This window comes from Pseudomonas sp. sp1636, from assembly GCF_030376615.1.
GTDB lineage: Bacteria > Pseudomonadota > Gammaproteobacteria > Pseudomonadales > Pseudomonadaceae > Aquipseudomonas.
Genome location: NZ_JARRAB010000013.1, coordinates 60,150 through 76,571, shown reverse-complemented (window position 1 = coordinate 76,571; position 16,422 = coordinate 60,150). Strand labels below are relative to the sequence as shown.

14 protein-coding genes and 1 pseudogene are annotated in these 16,422 nt (G+C 63.7%); 11 read left to right on the top strand and 4 right to left on the bottom strand.

Annotated features, from left to right (window positions below):
- Positions 1–13: 13 nt before the first annotated feature.
- The 3 genes from P8H27_RS14110 to P8H27_RS14100 are packed head-to-tail and all read right to left on the bottom strand — an operon-like array spanning position 14 to position 3,823.
- On the bottom strand, positions 14–1,057 hold the full coding sequence (locus P8H27_RS14110) for a hypothetical protein (protein ID WP_289638205.1): 1,044 nt from the start codon (positions 1,055–1,057) through the stop codon (positions 14–16).
- 5 nt (positions 1,058–1,062) lie between these two features.
- On the bottom strand, positions 1,063–2,937 hold the full coding sequence (locus P8H27_RS14105; RefSeq protein ID WP_289638204.1) for a hypothetical protein: 1,875 nt from the start codon (positions 2,935–2,937) through the stop codon (positions 1,063–1,065).
- Between the two features lie 13 nt (positions 2,938–2,950).
- Positions 2,951–3,823: an SH3 domain-containing protein gene (locus P8H27_RS14100; RefSeq protein WP_289638203.1), complete on the bottom strand. Its 873-nt coding sequence runs from the start codon at positions 3,821–3,823 to the stop codon at positions 2,951–2,953.
- Positions 3,824–4,132: 309 nt separating this feature from the next.
- Here P8H27_RS14100 and P8H27_RS14095 point away from each other — a divergent pair, with 309 nt between their 5' ends.
- From P8H27_RS14095 to P8H27_RS14055, 9 genes are all read left to right on the top strand, one after another.
- Positions 4,133–4,747: a C40 family peptidase gene (locus P8H27_RS14095; protein WP_289638202.1), complete on the top strand. Its 615-nt coding sequence runs from the start codon at positions 4,133–4,135 to the stop codon at positions 4,745–4,747.
- Between the two features lie 83 nt (positions 4,748–4,830).
- Positions 4,831–5,349: a C40 family peptidase gene (locus tag P8H27_RS14090; RefSeq protein ID WP_289638201.1), complete on the top strand. Its 519-nt coding sequence runs from the start codon at positions 4,831–4,833 to the stop codon at positions 5,347–5,349.
- 62 nt (positions 5,350–5,411) lie between these two features.
- Positions 5,412–6,074 (top strand): O-methyltransferase, encoded by a 663-nt coding sequence (locus P8H27_RS14085; protein ID WP_289638200.1) that lies wholly within the window; start codon positions 5,412–5,414, stop codon positions 6,072–6,074.
- 437 nt (positions 6,075–6,511) lie between these two features.
- Complete coding sequence (locus P8H27_RS14080; RefSeq protein ID WP_289638199.1) at positions 6,512–7,720, top strand: MFS transporter; 1,209 nt, start codon at positions 6,512–6,514, stop codon at positions 7,718–7,720.
- Positions 7,717–7,842 carry a hypothetical protein gene (locus P8H27_RS14075; RefSeq protein ID WP_289638198.1) on the top strand — a complete coding sequence of 42 codons (126 nt, stop codon included), beginning with the start codon at positions 7,717–7,719 and terminating at the stop codon, positions 7,840–7,842. Before P8H27_RS14080 ends, P8H27_RS14075 begins: the two co-directional genes overlap by 4 nt.
- An 8-nt stretch (positions 7,843–7,850) precedes the next feature.
- Entirely contained in the window at positions 7,851–7,976 is a 126-nt protein-coding gene (locus P8H27_RS14070) for a hypothetical protein (RefSeq protein WP_289638197.1), read from the top strand.
- A gap of 142 nt (positions 7,977–8,118) precedes the next feature.
- Positions 8,119–9,045: a triacylglycerol lipase gene (locus P8H27_RS14065; RefSeq protein WP_289638196.1), complete on the top strand. Its 927-nt coding sequence runs from the start codon at positions 8,119–8,121 to the stop codon at positions 9,043–9,045.
- A gap of 49 nt (positions 9,046–9,094) precedes the next feature.
- Complete coding sequence (locus P8H27_RS14060; protein ID WP_289638195.1) at positions 9,095–10,165, top strand: lipase secretion chaperone; 1,071 nt, start codon at positions 9,095–9,097, stop codon at positions 10,163–10,165.
- Positions 10,166–10,213: 48 nt separating this feature from the next.
- On the top strand, positions 10,214–11,995 hold the full coding sequence (locus tag P8H27_RS14055; protein ID WP_289638194.1) for a hybrid sensor histidine kinase/response regulator: 1,782 nt from the start codon (positions 10,214–10,216) through the stop codon (positions 11,993–11,995).
- A 90-nt stretch (positions 11,996–12,085) separates the two neighbouring features.
- Here the strand turns inward: P8H27_RS14055 and P8H27_RS14050 are convergent, their stop codons facing one another.
- The gene (locus P8H27_RS14050; RefSeq protein WP_289638193.1) at positions 12,086–12,697 is read right to left on the bottom strand and encodes a response regulator; all 612 of its coding nucleotides are present in this window, start codon (positions 12,695–12,697) and stop codon (positions 12,086–12,088) included.
- Between the two features lie 798 nt (positions 12,698–13,495).
- Between P8H27_RS14050 and P8H27_RS14045 the strand changes: the two are divergent.
- Both P8H27_RS14045 and P8H27_RS14040 read left to right on the top strand, forming a co-directional pair.
- Positions 13,496–15,718 (top strand): annotated as a pseudogene (locus P8H27_RS14045) (ribonucleoside triphosphate reductase).
- On the top strand, positions 15,715–16,413 hold the full coding sequence (locus P8H27_RS14040) for an anaerobic ribonucleoside-triphosphate reductase activating protein (protein WP_289638192.1): 699 nt from the start codon (positions 15,715–15,717) through the stop codon (positions 16,411–16,413). Before P8H27_RS14045 ends, P8H27_RS14040 begins: the two are co-directional and overlap by 4 nt.
- Positions 16,414–16,422: the final 9 nt, after the last annotated feature.

Below are 16,422 nucleotides of genomic sequence, written 5' to 3'. Positions count from 1 at the left end.
GAGAGCCTGGGTATCACAGGCTGTCGATGCGCAGGTTGAGGCGGCTCAGCAAGCGCTCGGCCCGATCGGGGCGCTGCGCCGCATTGAACAGGTCGGACAGGCGTACTCGTTCCTCCGGCGAACTGCTCAGGCGGATTCCCTCGTTCTGGCCATTGAGGGTGGCCAGCCAGCTGGAGCAGGCCTGCTCGGCATCGCGGTAGAGCGGCGCCAGCTGGTCTTCGCAACCCTTCTGCTCGTTGCGCATCTGCCGTGCAAACGCCGCCTGGCGCTGGGTTTCGGCATCATCCTGGCTGGTGGGGTCGAGGCTCAGGGCATAGCGCTGGTGCAGCGCGTTGCTGCGCTTGAAGTAGCCGAGGTCGCGCAGGCTGAAGGCGCTGTCGCCCAGCTCGATGCTGAGCAGGCGTTTGAGCGCGGTGTCGAGGTCGCCCTCCAGGTGCTTGCCGATGCCGGAGCGGGCCAGCACGGAACTGTGCCTGGAGGCCTGGGCGACGGCACCGCTGAACAGGCTATCGAGGTCACGCACCCTGTCGATGGTCTGGCTGCTTTCGATCTCCAGCAACTCCGGCAACGTCAGCGCCAGGCTGTAGCTGGCCTGTTGCTCGTCATTGTCATAGCGCCCCTGCAGTTTCAGGTCGAAGGGTTGCAGTTCGCTGCGGCCACTGTCGAGCAGCAGGTTGCCGAAGACTTCCGCGTTGAGCTGTTGGCCCAGGCCTTTGTCGCTGTTCGGGAAGCTGATGCCCTGGATATCGAGGCTCAGGCTCTTGCGCTCACGCTCATTGACCAGATCGCTGATCTGCAGGCGCTGGATGCTCAGGTCCAGACCTTTGAGTGCGCCGGCGGAGCCCATGACTTCGACGCCGGCGAGCACCACGGTGCCGCCAAACGGGCTCGAGGACAGCGACCGCCAGCTGACCTGGCCGTCCAGTTCATTGTCGTAGAGCCAGTCTTCGATCCGGCTCTCAGCGCTGTTCGCGGCAACCTGGCTGAGACCGAAATAGCCGCCAAGCAATACCACCAGTGCGGCCCCGGGTACGATGAATTTGAGTTGTTTTGGCATGCGGTTCACTCCTGTACCTGGGCCTGGGGATAACGATCCGGCCAGGCGGCACGGACTTGGTTCTTGGCTTCTTCGGGCGTCCACTCGGGATTGTTCAGGCGCTGGCGCGTGAGCTTGAGCGGGTCGCGCAGATCGGCGCAGCCCTGGTCTGCGCAGGCCAGCAACGAATTGGCCGCGATCAATGTCAGCGGCAGTTCCTGGCCGTCGCGCTTGCTGGTGTCCAGGCTGACCTTGCCCTGAATCAGGTACCAGCCGTTCTCCGGCTGCTGATCGGCGTCGTCGGCGCTGAGTCGGGCCTCATAGGGGTAGTCCAGAACCCAGGCGTCGTCCTGTTTGCCGTCGATGTGCACGACCTGACGGATGTCGCGCGCCTCGCCGCGCATCAGTGCGCGATAGCCGGAACCCTGGCCGACATCGTCGATCAGGCTTGCCATCAGCTTGCGCGGATTGCGGCTCTGCTCTTGCATGGCCTCGAAAAGACGTAGCTGCTCTTCAGCCTGGTAGGCCACCTGCTCGCGCAGGCGCTGTTCGTCGCGCGCCTTCTGCTCGGCTTCGCGGCGGGCGATTTCTGCCTGCTTGCGCTCGAATGCGAAGAGGTGGTTGTTGGCGCGGTTGGGGTCGAAGTCCCAGAGTTTGCTGCGGTAGTTGCGCTGCAATCCGACCTCGTACAGCCAGGCGTCGCGGTCGCCCTTGAGCAGGCCCTTGTCCAGGTCGCGCATGGCGTAGGCGCTGATCCAGGTTTCCTTGGGCCGTTGCTTGTCGAGCTGGGCGAGCGGGGCGAACAGGATGGTGCGGATGCTTTCGGCTTGGCGAAACAGCTCGGCGTTGTCGGTCAGGGCCAGTAGCAGCGGTTGTTCCAGGTGCCAGCTGCCGGCATAGCGGTTGTGTTTTGCCCGCACCAGGTAATGCACGCGGTTGACCGGGTCGCTGCTCAGCCACAGCAGCATGTTCTGCTCTTCGTCGAAGCCGACCACGGGCAGGTCGAGAGTGCCGTCGCTGATCGGCAGGCCGCGATGGAAACTGGCCTTGATACGCTTGAGCTCGACACCATCGCTACGTTTGAGCAGCAGTTGTCCCGTGCCGCTGGCGAAACCGTCCGGGCCGCAGCTGATGCCGGTGGATTCGGCCTGGATGAACTGGCTGTCGCCTTCCTGCTTGTAGCTGGTGCGAAAGCGGCAGCCGCTCTGATCCTGGATGATGCTCAGGAAGCTGGCCTGGGCGAGCACGTCGCTCTCCAGGGGCGGCTTCCAGCCGGCCACGCTGAAGTCATTGCTCGGAACCGCCGGTGCCGCAACGGTTGCGGCCGGGGCTGCGGTTGTTTGCGTGGCGGTTGGTTCGACGATTGGCTCGGCTGCGATTGGCCCGGCAGTTATTGGCTCGGCTGCTATTGGCTCGGCAGTTGGCGCTGCTGCGGCGGCGCTGGCGGGCGCTGCAGCAGGCTGTGTTGGCGGATCGGCCGCTACGCTGGCTGGCGCGGTGGCTGGGATCGGTGTGTGGCCTGCCAGGGCAGGAGGCGCTGTGCTGGCAGGGGCGCTTGGCGTCACCTGGGCGAGCCAGGCGCCGCTCTTGCTGGCGCTGCCTTGGGCCTGCAGCTGGCCGTTCTGGTCGAGGCTTTGCCAGTTCAGGCTTTCGGCTTGTGGGCACTGGCTGGCGAGCAATCCGCCCAGTTTCGGCAGCAGGCGCTCGAGGGTGTTCTGATTGGCCGCGCCGCCGAAGGCGAAGCGCATGTTCAGGGCGCTGCTGCACCAGGGCTGGCCGCTGGCATGGTCGACGAATACTTCGACATTCTCCGCCTTCGAATAGGCCAAGCGGTGGCTGTTATCGGCCGCCTGCGCGACCACGCTCAGCGCCATGAGGCTGAGGGCTGCAAAGTTCTTCATGTTCATATCCCGGTCAGATCAGTTCCCACGCACCATCGGCGGCCTGGCAGGCCTGAACGGTTTGCTGGTCGTTGGCGCCCTTGCTGGTCATGTTGTAATTGACCGTGCGGCAGGTGGTCTGGGCGGTGACTTGTTCTTCCACCAGGCTCAGGCTGTCCAGGTCGAAACCCTGCTCCTTGGCGCTGGCGACATCCATGGCATCCAGGTCGGTAGCGGGCGCGACAGGTTGAGCGGTGCTGGCCGTGGTTTGGCTGCCGACGGCGGCGACCAGCGGGGCGTAGACATAACCGATGCTGACGCCCTGACGTCCGACCATGATCCAGTCGTTGTCGGTGCGGCCGATGGCGGTGAAGGTGCTGCCGCTGGCCAGGCCGCCGACTTTTTCGGCGCTGGTGCTCGGCGCGCTGCGCACGTTGGCGGATTTCAAGGCGCGGTAGGGCTTGTTCAGCAATTGCATGTTGGGCACCGGCTGAACCTGGGCGGTGCGCTTGACCGCGACAGTGCGCGAGCGGATTTCGGTGCTGACCGGGGTGATTTGCGCGCTGGCGCCGCTGTGGCCGGAGGTCCAGGTGCTGGCCTGGCCATCGAGGCTGTTGTTCAGCACCTGTTGGGTCTGCAAGGCCAGGGCCTGGCGATCGCGTTCGTCCAGTTTGGCGCCGATGGATTTGCCGAGCATGCCGCCCGCCAGGGCGCCAACCATCATGGCGGCGGTGCGGCCGCTGCCACTGCCGACCTGGCTGCCGATCAGCACGCCCGCGGCAGCACCGGCGAGGGTGCCGATGTTCTCTTTGTTCATCCACTCGTTCTGCGACATGTTGGCGCAGCCTGCCGAAAGACCAATGCAGGCGCCCAGAACGAGGGGGCCGGTTTTTTTAAGCATGCGCATGATGAAAACTCCTTGTCGACTCGGTGAGGGTCTCGAGGGAATTGGCTTTTTACGCAGGCGGGAAAGCAAACAACGGCAGCAGAAACTGCTGAGGACTCTCATTCCCTTGAGCGAAAAAAATCGATCCGACGACCAGGGCCGATTAGAGCTTAAAAGTTACTGGCAATTCAATGGCATGTTCGTTTCTTGCGGTGCGGCGCTTAGATGTTTTGCCGGAACTGCTGAGTCACATCAAGCCCCATAGAATTTGCAAATGAAGGGCGTAGAAGGCATAGTCGCGCCCTGGAAAAACTACGACACCTTGTGCCCATGTTCAAAAACTTCGCACCGCTCGTGCCTCTTGCGCTCACTCTGGCTCTGGCCGCCTGTGCCGGGCATGCGCCGCAAACGCCGGCGAGCACTGCAGTGATGCAGGCCAAGCCGGCTAAGCATACGGTTGTTTTCGATGAGACCGACGCCGCAGCAATGGTCGACTTCGCCACCGAAAAACCCTACGAACTCCCTCAGTTGGCCGACAGCATTCTGTCCCATGGCCTGGCGCTGGTGGGCACCCGTTATCGCTACGGCGGCAGCACGGTGAAGTCTGGGTTCGATTGCAGTGGCTTCATCGGTTACCTGTTCCAGGAAGAGCTCGGTATGCAATTGCCGCGTTCGACTCGCGAAATGATCAATATCGATGCGCCCCTGGTCGAGCGTGAAGAGTTGGAACCGGGCGATCTGCTGTTCTTCAGCACCAATGGCCGCGGCCGTGTCAGCCATGCGGGCATCTACCTGGGCGACGATCAGTTTATCCACTCCTCCAGCAGCCGCAGCGGCGGTGTGCGGGTAGATAGCCTGGAAGATCGCTATTGGAACCGCACCTTTATCGAAGCCAAACGAGCCCTGGCCCTGGCGTCGGCCGATCAGCCCGTCCGGCACCCCTGATTGTCTGGCGCAGCCGCAAAGGTTGCGCTGTTTCTCCCGAGTAGGCACAGTAGAGCGCATTCAGGCTCTGGATCGCTTCGCTGATGAACGTCACGACCCCTGTTGCCCTGTTCCTGCTTGCCGCGCTGCTGACTGGTTGCGCGGGCCGTGCTCCTACTCCACAACCAACCATTCATGTGCCCGTCGCCAGCTCTCACGGTGGCGCCGAGAACGTATTGTTCCGCGCCCTCGGGTTGGTCGGTACGCCTTATCGCTATGGCGGCAATACCCCGGCAGGCGGTTTCGACTGCAGCGGGCTGATTGGCTATGTCTACCGTGACGCTGCCGGCGTCAGCCTGCCGCGTTCGACCCGCGAACTAATCCGCATGCGCGCGCCAGCCGTTGCCCGTAATGCCCTGCAAAGCGGTGATCTGCTGTTCTTCGCCACCAACGGTGGGCGCCAGGTCAGCCATGCCGGCATCTACGTCGGCGACGGGCGCTTCGTGCATGCGCCCTCCAGCGGCGGCACCGTGCGCCTGGACAGCCTCAGCAACAGCTACTGGCAGCGCACCTACCTGGATGCCAAGCGGGTATTTACCGCGGAGTTGGCGACTAATCCCTGATTGCCCGGGTGCGCCAGCTCCTACGAGAACGCCAGTAGCGCGTGTTCATCCATGGAGAGCCCATGACCAACCGCACCCTCACGCTCGACGACAACCTTTACCGCTATCTGCTCGACGTGTCCCTGCGCGAAACGCCGCTGCTCAAGCGGCTGCGCGACGAGACGGCGCAACTGGCCAATGCCAACTGGCAAATCGCTCCCGAGCAGGGCCAGTTCATGGCGCTGCTGGTGCAGTTGATCGGCGCCCGGCGGATACTCGAGGTCGGCACCTTCACCGGCTACAGCGCTCTCTGCATGGCCCAGGCCATGGTGCAGGAGGGGCGGATGATCTGCTGCGATATCCCCGGCGACTACAACGCCATCGCCGAGCGCTACTGGCGCGAAGCCGGCCTCGCTGAGCGCATCGAACAACGCCTGGCGCCGGCCCTGGATACCTTGGCCGGGCTTGAACGTGCAGGGCAGGCCGGCAGCTTCGACCTGATCTTCATCGACGCCGACAAGACCAACTACCCGGCCTACCTGGAGCATGCCCTGCGGCTGGTGCGCCAGGGCGGCCTGATCCTGTTCGACAACACCCTGTGGAGCGGCCGGGTGCTGGAGCCGAACCCGGACAGCGAAGATACCCGCGCCATCCAGGCGCTCAACCGTGCGCTGCATGACGATGCGCGTATCGACCTGTCGCTGTTGCCGCTGGGCGACGGCCTGAGCCTGTGCCGCAAACGCTGAATTCGATCTGTAGCGCTGGATTGCCGGGTAACTGTAGCTGCCGCTCCGGCGGAGGGGGGTATATACAACTGTCCATGTTGTCGCCCCCATGCCGGTATAACCCATGCGTAGCGTCAGCCGTGGCCTGAGCGGGCTCTACGGCGATGCGCTTATAGCTGTCGCGCTTGATGTCGCTCAGTATTCACTGCTGAAAACCCGCAAAGGTCGAATCAACCGTGCTCCACCGGTCTGGCCGAAGCCGTGGGCTGGGGCGCAGCATGCACGGACGTAAGCTGTGGGCGTGCTTCGACCTGGCCATGCGGATCGGCAGCAGGAGCAACTGACGCGATGCATCGGCGGCACCAGAGAGCCGCCTCGATGGCGTCGTTCGACGAGCCGGGAGCGCGCGACATATTTTTCTCGAGAAGGCGGGTGCCTGCCCGCGAAAGGACGCTTTTATGACTGCCGTTTGGCGCAAGAGTGGTTGGATTCTGCTGGGCGGGTCGTTGATCCTCGCCCTGTCGTTGGGCATTCGACACGGCTTCGGCCTGTTCCTGCCACCGATGAGCGCCGAGTTCGGTTGGGGCCGCGAGGTGTTCGCCTTCGCCATCGCCCTGCAGAACCTGATCTGGGGCTTGACCCAGCCGTTCACCGGCGCCCTGGCCGATCGCTACGGCGCGCAGCGCACGGTGGTGGTCGGTGGAGTGTTCTATGCCTGTGGCCTGGTCTTGATGGGCCTGGCCGATTCGGTCTGGTCATTGTCGCTGAGCGCCGGTTTGCTGATCGGCGTCGGCCTGTCCGGCACCTCGTTCTCGGTGATTCTCGGGGTGGTCGGCCGCGTCGTGCCGATGGAACAGCGCAGCATGGCCATGGGGATTGCCGCAGCGGCCGGCTCGCTCGGCCAGTTCGTCATGTTGCCCGGCACCCTGGGCCTGATCAGCTGGCTCGGTTGGTCCGCCGCCTTGCTCGCCCTCGGTTTACTGGTGGCCTTGATCGTGCCCTTGGCGGCGATGGTCAAGGACAAGCCGCAGCCGGTTCTGGGCCACGAACAAACCTTGCGCGAGGCACTGCGTGAGGCCAGCGGGCATTCGGGTTTCTGGTTGCTCGGGCTGGGTTTTTTTGTCTGCGGTTTCCAGGTGGTATTCATCGGCGTGCATTTGCCGGCTTACCTGGTCGATCAGCATTTGCCGGCGTTGGTCGGTACCACGGTGCTGGCGCTGATTGGCCTGTTCAACGTGCTCGGCACCTACACGGCCGGTTGGCTCGGTGGGCGGATGTCCAAGCCGCGTCTGCTGACGGGCCTGTACCTGGCCCGCGCAGTGGTGATCGCGGCCTTCATCCTGGCCCCGCTGAGCACCTGGAGCGCCTATGTTTTTGGCATCGCCATGGGTTTGCTGTGGTTGGCCACGGTGCCGTTGACCAACGGCACCGTGGCGACCCTGTTCGGCGTGCGCAACCTGTCGATGCTCGGTGGCATCATCTTTCTCTTTCATCAGGTCGGCGCCTTTCTCGGCGGCTGGCTGGGCGGTTACCTGTACGACCGCACCGGCAGCTATGATCTGGTCTGGCTGATCGCGATCCTCCTCAGCCTGCTTGCCGCGGCGCTGAACTGGCCGGTACGCGAGCAGCCGGTAGCGCGCCTGCAAGGCGTTGGAGTCGGAGCATGAATACAGAATATTGGCTGCACAGTGCCTTGCTCATGTCGGTCGCCACGCTGCTGGCCCTGGCCTGGTGGGGCTGGCACCAGGGCGGGCTGGCATTCATGCAGCTGGGCCTCGGGGCTTGCTGAACACCGGCTTGCAGCGTTTTGCTGTAGGCGCTTACGTCTCGCCGATTGGCGTCGAGCAGCGGGGTACGCTGAGCGCCGGTTTCTTCCGCCGCAGCCAACCGGACGATCCTGCGCTGATCGCCGCAGCCGAATAGGCCATCGCCTCGACACCCCGATTCATGCGCTGCCGGCTCTTCACCCATCTGGGCGATGGGCCGGCCGTCCTCGCTTCCTTACAGTGTGGGCACGCCGGACGCAGTCTCCCGGCGTGCCCACAAGAAAAATAAGGAGGCACCCATGCGTCGCGTTATCTGTACTGCTTTAGCTGCCGTCGCCCTGGTCGGCGCGGCCACGGCCCAGGCCGGTTACACCCAGACCAAGTACCCCATCGTGCTGGTGCACGGCATCAGCGGCTTCGACACCCTCGGCGGCCTGATCAACTACTTCCATACCATCCCCTGGAACCTCGAGCGCGATGGCGCCAAGGTCTATGTGGCCAGCGTTGCCGCGTTCAACGACAGCGAGCAGCGCGGCGCCGATCTGGCGCGGCAGATTGTGCCCTGGGCGGCGGCCAACGGCGGCAAGGTCAACCTGATCGGCCACAGCCAGGGCTCACCGACCTCGCGGGTGGCCGCTTCCCTGCGTCCGGATCTGGTGGCTTCGGTGACTTCGGTCAACGGCGTCAACAAGGGCTCGAAAGTCGCCGACGTGGTGCGTGGCGTGGTGCCGCCGAACGGCGCCATCGAGGGCGGCGCCAATACCATCGCCAATGCACTGGGCATGGTCATCAACCTGCTCTCCGGCAACAACAATCCGCAGGACGGTCTGGCCTCCCTGGAAACCCTGACCACCCCGGGCACCGCGGCCCTCAACAGTCGCCATCCGTGGGGGGTGAACAACGCCAGCTACTGTGCCAAGTCCACCGAAGTGCAGAATGTGCGTGGCTATAACATCCGCTACTTCTCCTGGACCGGCAATTCGTCCTACACCAACATCTTCGATGCGCTCGATCCGTTCCTGGCCATCACCGGTCTGGCCTTCGGCAGCGAGAAGAACGACGGCCTGGTGGGTGTCTGCTCGACCTACCTGGGCCAGGTACTCGGCGACAGCTATCACCTGAACCATGCCGATGCGATCAACCACCTGTTCGGTCTGCGCGGCTGGACCGAACCTGTCTCGCTGTATCGCCAGCATGCCAACCGCCTGAAGAACAAAGGCGTCTGATCCCAGTTATACCTGCGGGCTGTTAGGCAGTCCGCATTCCGGAGGTCACATGCCTTTGCCCATCCGCTCCATTATCCCGTTGGCCATGCTGGCCATCGGTGCCGCCGGGCTGACGCTCTACTGGCAGTGGCCGGAGTCCGCTGCGGCTCTGGTCGATTCGGCCAGCCAGGCTCAAGTTGTCACTCCGGCCATTGCCAGCCCCTCGTTGCCTCAGCCGGCGCCAACGGCTGTCGCCCCGACCGCGCCAGTGACGTTGCTGCCGGGCATGAACGGTACCGAGGTCGACGGCGAGTTGAAGATCGACAGCGCCGGAAATCTGCAGCTCGACCTGGCCCTGCGTGACTATTTCGATTATTTCCTTAGCGCTGTCGATCAAGCGGGGCTCGATGCCTCGGTTGAGGCGTTGCTGGCCGACGCCAACGCTCGCTTGCAGGAGCCGGCGCTGGGCCAGTTGATCGGCTTGCTGGGCGATTATCTGGAGTACAAGCGCGCCAGCCTGGCGCTGTTGCAGCAACCGCTGAACGGCCAGCAACAACTCCAGCCGCAAGCGCAGTTGGCGGCTTTGCAGCAGGCGTTCGATAGCCTGGCCGAGTTGCGCCGCCGACACTTTTCGGCAGGGGCGGTCGAGGCCTTGTTTGGTGCCGAAGAGGCCTATGCACGCTATACCCTCGACAGTTTGGCCATACTCGGGCGCGAAGACCTGAGCGAACAGGGCAAGGCCGATGCCCAACAGCGCTTACGCGGACAATTGCCCGCGGCCATGCGCGCCAGCGAGGAGCGTCAGCTGCAGGCGCAGGAACAGCGGGGGGAGAGTGAGCGGTTGTGGCGTGAGGGGGCGAGTGAGGAACAGGTGCGCCAGTCATTGGCTTTGTCCTATGATCCGGCGACTGTCGAGCGTCTGTTGCTCGAACAACGTAGCGAGCGTGCCTGGCAACAGCGTTATACGACTTATCGCGAGCAACTGGCCACGCTGCACAGCAACGGCTTGAGTCCGGCGGATCAGCAGTATGAGCAGCAGCGTTTGCGCCAGCGGTTGTTCAGCGCCGCCGACCAACACCGAGTCGATACCTATGATGCGATTGCCGCCAAACAGCAGGTCAGCGAACCCGCCGAGCCTTGACTCCGGGTTGTGGCATGCCCCGTCGCGCGCGCTAACGGACGGGGCCCGATGAACCTGGAGCAGGAAGAACGCCTGCTGCTGGCGCAACAGCGCCGTGGCTACCGACGGTTATGCTTTGTTCCGGCGCTGGAACAGGGTTTTGTCGAGCACCGGGTGCAGCGCATCAGTCGACGCTTGCTGTTGATCGTCAGCACCGCGATTGTGTTCCAGTTGATCTACACCGCCCTCGATCTGCTGCTGATACCGCTGACGGTGAGCCTGTCGCTGGTGCCCCTGCGCGCGCTGGGCATTCTTGGCGTGCTGGCTGCTTTCGTCTACTGCCGTCGTCCGCAGCGCCCGCCGCGACGGGTATTGCTCGCCTACATTGGCGCTTACGCGCTGAACGGCGCCTGCGTGGCGGTGATCATCCACCTGTGCTGGCTGCAGGGCGTGGCCATGCCCTACGACGGTCTGTTCCTGATTCTGTTGTTCGGTTACGTGCTGCTCGGCGTCTCATTTCGCGCCGTGAGCCTGGCCGCCTGGGGCTTCTGCATCCTGTTTCTGGCGCTTGGCTTGCTGCTGACCGATCCGGGCGGCGCGTTGGCCTATCAGGGGCTGTTTCTGCTCTGCGCCAACCTGATCGGCAGTGGCGGCGCTTATCTGCAGGAGCACGGCCAGCGCGGCGCCTGGCTCAATCTGCGTCTGCTCGACCTGGCCCGTCAGCGTGCCGAAGCGGATGACGCGCGCAAGTTGCGCCTGCTCGCTGCCGCCAGCCATGACCTGCGCCAGCCGCTCAACGCCATGGGTTTGTACGCCCAGCACCTGCTCGAACAAAGCCAGGAACCGGATCTGCGGCGGGTCAGCGCTCGTCTGGCGACTTCGGTGGAGCAACTCAGCCGCCTGCTGCAATCGCTGTTGGACTACACCCGCCTGACCTTGCCCGGCGGGGTGCAAGCCAAGCTTGAAGTATTCGCCCTGCGCCCGCTGCTCGAGCGCTTGAGCGGCGAAACCAAACGCGAAGCCGAGTTGCAGGGCGTCGAGTTGGATCTGCACTGCGCGGATTTGTGGGTGCGCAGCGACCCTTTGCTGCTCGAGCGGGTGTTGCGCAATCTGCTCAACAATGCCCTGCGCCATGCCCAGGCGCGGCGGGTGACGCTCAGCGCCCGGGAAGATGCCGCTGGCGTGCTGCTGCAAGTTGCCGACGACGGTCGTGGCCTGAGCACGCAAGAGCAGGCGCAGGTCTTCGAGGAGTTCCGCCAGTTGGATAATCCCGGACGCAATGCCGAGCGTGGCCTGGGGCTTGGCCTGGCCATCGTCCAGCAGCTGGCCACGCTGCTGGAGCATCCGTTGCAGCTGGAGTCCCGTCCGGGGCAGGGCGCCTGCTTTGGTTTGCGCTTGCCGCGCGCCGCCGTGGCCGAGTGGCCGCCAGCCAAACCGGTCGGCAGCGCATTGCGTGGGCGGGTTTTGCTGCTGGAGGACGATGAAGCCGGGCGCGAGGCGTTGTCCGGTTTGTTGCGGCGTTGGGGCTGTGAGGTCTGGGCCTGTGCCGATCTGCCGGCGGCCCTGGCGTGCCTGGCAGAGGCGGCGCCGCAGCTGTTGATCAGCGATTACCGCCTGGCCGCCAACGAAGATGGTTTACGCGCCATTGAGCGTTTGCGCGAAGAGCTGGGGAACATGCTGCCGGCCTTGCTGATCAGTGCCGATATCAGCCCCGAGCTGCAGGAGCGCTGTATTCCCGCCCACGTCACCCTGCTCGGTAAACCGCTGTTGCCGGCGCGCTTGCGCCAGGCTCTGGCGGTTTTGCTGCCGGCCGCGGAGAAAGCATCGGAACAGGTTGTCGGCAGCGAGTGAGGCGGTGTCCGGCGAAGCTTGGCTTGTGCCGCGAAACGCCGGATGAGCCGGGCGGCGATCCGCGTCAGCCCAGCGCCGCAACGTTCATCCCTATAACCATCCACGCTGGCGCGCAGCGCTGACGCAGGCGGTACGGGTATGCACGTCGAGCTCCTGAAACAGCGCTTTGAGGTGGGTCTTCACCGTGTCTTCGGACAGGCCCAGGTGGCGGCTGATGGCCTTGTTCGGCAGGCCATCGGCCAGCAGCAGCAGGATTTCCTGCTGGCGCGGCGTCAGCGGTGGCTTGGCAGTGGCAATCGGCAGGGTTTCCCCGAGCAACACGCGGGTCACCGCCTGGCGCAGTTCTTCGCTGTTGGCGCTTTTCGGGATAAAACCCAGAGCGCCGGCGGCCAGCGCCGCCTGAGCATCCAGATTGGAATCGCTGGCACTGAGAATCGCCACCGGGGTCATGCGTCCTTGTTGCTGCCAGCGCTGCAGCAGTTCCAGTCCGGCGACGTCCGGCAGCCGCAAATCCAGCAGGATCAGGTCGAAATCGTGCTGGCTCAGGCACGCCTCGGCGGCGGCGGCATCCTGCGCGGTATGAACCTGCAGATTCGGGCAGAGCGGCGCCAGGGCCAGGCTGAGGCCATCGAGAAAGATCCGATGGTCATCCACCAGCAACAGGCGAAGCTGGTCGGGCAAGGCAGTACAGAGTGCTGTCATGGCAGTTTCACGCGGTTTTTTGTGGTTATGCTCGCCGCGTGAGTGTAACGCAAAGCGCTACTGGGTTTGGCGGGGTAGGTCACTGCCTAGCAGGCCGTCCGAGAATGCGCTGCCAACCCGCCCGGCTAACCCTAAGGCACCATTTGACCAACCGAAGGCGATCTACGGTCAACTAAGCATCAACAAAAAGTCTCGTTGCTCGCTTGGCGAGGCTCCTTTTGCCTGTTTTTAGGCCCAGTTCACCCCTTTAGGTCGGGTTTGGCACTGAATAAAGGCTCTGTCTCAATTATGTGTTGCAGGCGCGATCTCTTGTCGGAGGGCCGCGCCTGTTCCTGACAGGCTAGCGGCATTTCCCACATCCATGTGGGTCACGCGCCTCGCGGCGAATGCAGCCCGCAGGGCTGCCTGCCCATCGTTTCGCGGATATAGCCAAAGCTCGCCCCGAGGTCGGGCCTCCTACGGATCGCAGACGGTTCGTGCCTGGCGATACAGCACCTAACGGGTACAGAGCCTAAATAAACGAGGTAACCCTCCACGGTGCCGTCAGCGCGCCTCTCCGGGGCGGTTTTGCATCGTTCCATAGGCTGGATGCCCCCCAGTCTTTCCAGTCAGGCCATGGCGTCGCAGAACAGTGCATGCCTATGTGCAACGGATTTTGTGCAGTCCAGCAAATGGCCAACTCATGCGCCGTGCGGTTCTTGATCGAGGTCAATCTCCGGCTAGTGTTTCTGGCGTAACTTCCACTGCATATTGTGGTTACAGATAAATAAATATCTATATGTGGTGTCAGGAGACAATATGCTCAGCCCGGTTAAAGCCCTTCATCCTCAGCAGTTATGCAAGCGCGATGGCAGCATCGCCGCGTTCGATCTCGGCAAGATTCGCCAGGCGATAATCGCGGCGGGCGAGGCCAGTGGCGAGTTCGATGAGGCGCAGGCCGGGGACTTGGCCGAAGCGGTGCTGGTGCGTCTGCTGGACTTGCCCAATATCGACGTCGAGCAGGTGCAAGACCGCGTCGAGCGGGTGCTGATGGAGGCCGGTTTCTATCAGACCGCGCGGGCCTATATCGTCTACCGCGAGCGCCACGGTCGGCTGCGCCGCGATCGCAAGGCGCTGGTGGATGTGGCCGCGTCGATGAACGAGTACCTGTCGCGCGAGGACTGGCGGGTGCGTGCCAACGCCAACCAGGGCTATTCCCTCGGCGGGTTGATTCTCAACGTGTCGGGCAAGGTCACCGCCAACTACTGGCTGGACGAGGTGTACAGCGCGGAAATCGGCCAGGCCCATCGCGAGGCCGACCTGCATATCCACGACCTCGACATGCTCGCCGGTTACTGCGCCGGCTGGTCGTTGCGCAGCCTGCTCAACGAGGGCTTCAACGGCATTCCCGGGCGGGTCGAGGCGGGGCCGCCCAAGCACCTGTCCAGCGCCCTGGGGCAAATGGTCAATTTCCTCGGCACCCTGCAGAACGAGTGGGCCGGCGCCCAGGCCTTCAGCTCCTTCGATACCTACCTGGCGCCCTATGTGCGCAAGGATAATCTGGGCTTCGCCGAGGTGCGTCAGGCCGTCCAGGAGTTCATCTACAACCTCAACGTGCCGTCGCGCTGGGGCACCCAGACGCCGTTCACCAACCTGACCTTCGACTGGGTCTGCCCGGAAGACCTGCGCGAACAGATCCCTTATATCGGCGGGGTGGAAATGCCCTTCGCCTATGGCGAGCTGCAGGCCGAGATGGAGCTGATCAACCGCGCCTATATCGAGGTGATGCAGGCCGGCGACTCCATGGGCCGGGTATTCACCTTCCCGATCCCGACCTACAACATCACCCACGACTTCCCCTGGGACAGCGAGAACGCCGACCGCCTGTTCGAGATGACCGCGCGCTACGGCCTGCCGTACTTCCAGAACTTCCTCAATTCCGACATGCAGCCCAATCAGGTGCGCTCGATGTGCTGTCGCCTGCAACTGGACGTGCGCGAACTGCTCAAACGCGGCGGCGGCCTGTTCGGCTCGGCCGAGCAGACCGGCTCGCTGGGGGTGGTGACGATCAACTGCGCGCGCCTGGGCTACCTGTTCAAGGGCGACACCCAGGGTCTGCTCAAGCGCCTCGATCAGTTGATGGAGCTGGCGATGGAGAGCCTGGAGGTCAAGCGCAAGGTGATCCAGCACCACATGGACGCCGGCCTCTACCCTTATACCAAGCGTTATCTGGGTACCCTGCGCAATCACTTCTCGACCATCGGCCTCAATGGCATGCATGAAATGCTGCGCAACTTCACGGGCGATGAAGAAGGCATGCATACGCCGAAGGGGCGCGAGTTCGCCTTGCTCCTGCTCGACCATGTGCGGGCCACCCTGGTGCGCTTCCAGGAAGAAACCGGGCAGATGTACAACCTCGAGGCCACCCCGGCCGAGGGCACCACCTATCGTTTCGCCAAGGAAGACTGCAAGCGCTACCCGGACATTCTCCAGTCCGGCAGCTTGGAAGCGCCTTACTACACCAACTCCTCGCAATTGCCGGTGGGCTTCACCGACGACCCTTTCGAGGCGCTGGAGCTGCAGGACGAACTGCAGTGCAAGTACACCGGCGGCACCGTGCTGCACCTGTACATGGCCGAGCGGATCTCCTCGATCCAGGCCTGCAAGCAGCTGGTGCGCAACGCCCTGAGCCGCTTCCGCCTGCCTTATCTGACGATCACGCCGACTTTTTCGATCTGTCCGGTGCACGGCTACCTGGATGGCGAACACGAGTTCTGCCCGAAATGCGACGAGGTTCTGTTGCAGAAACAGAGCTGCACCACGGCGACCTGCAACTGAATCAAGCAACCTTTATCCACAACAAGGAGCGACACCATGAAGCAAGCCGAGCAACTGCCTGAAGAACAACGCCAACGCTGCGAAGTCTGGACCCGGGTGATGGGTTATCACCGCCCGGTCACCGCCTTCAATCCGGGCAAGCAGTCCGAGCACTTTGAGCGCCAGCACTTTACCGAAGCGGCGGCGCGAGTGCGGGCCGCGTGAGTAGAGCGCTACGGGTCGGGGGCATGGTGCCCCTGACCACCCTCGACTATCCCGGATTGCTGGCCTGTGTGCTGTTCTGCCAGGGTTGCGCCTGGCGCTGTCGTTATTGCCACAACCCGCAGTTGATCCCCGCCCGCGGCGAGCAGGAAATCCCCTGGGCGCAGGTGCTGGCGTTTCTTCAGCGGCGCCAGGGGTTGCTCCAGGCCGTGGTCTTCAGCGGCGGCGAGGCGACCTTGCAGGGCGGTCTGGTGCCGGCCATGCAGCAGGTGCGTCAGTTGGGGTTCCGCGTGGGTCTGCACAGTGCCGGGATCAAGCCCTGGGCATTTGCCTGGGCGCTCAAGGCGACGGATTGGGTCGGTTTCGACATCAAGGCGCTGGCCGAGGATGCCGAGTTGATCACCGGCGTCAGCGGCAGCGGCAAAGCCAACTGGCGCAGCCTGGAACACCTGCTGGCCAGCGGCGTCGACTACGAATGTCGGATCACCGTGCACTGGCACCTACTGGATGCCGAGCGGCTCTGGCAAATCGGCCAGCGCCTGCATGCCTTCGGCGTCAGGAACCTCGCCGTGCAGTTGGTGCGCAGCGAGCGGATGTACGATCCCAGTTTGCCCCGGGTCGCCGCGCCCGCAGATGTGAGTGAGCTCTGGCAGTGCTTGGAACAGCTGTTTCCGTGTTTCGTCTTGCGTACGGATTGATCGCCGTCA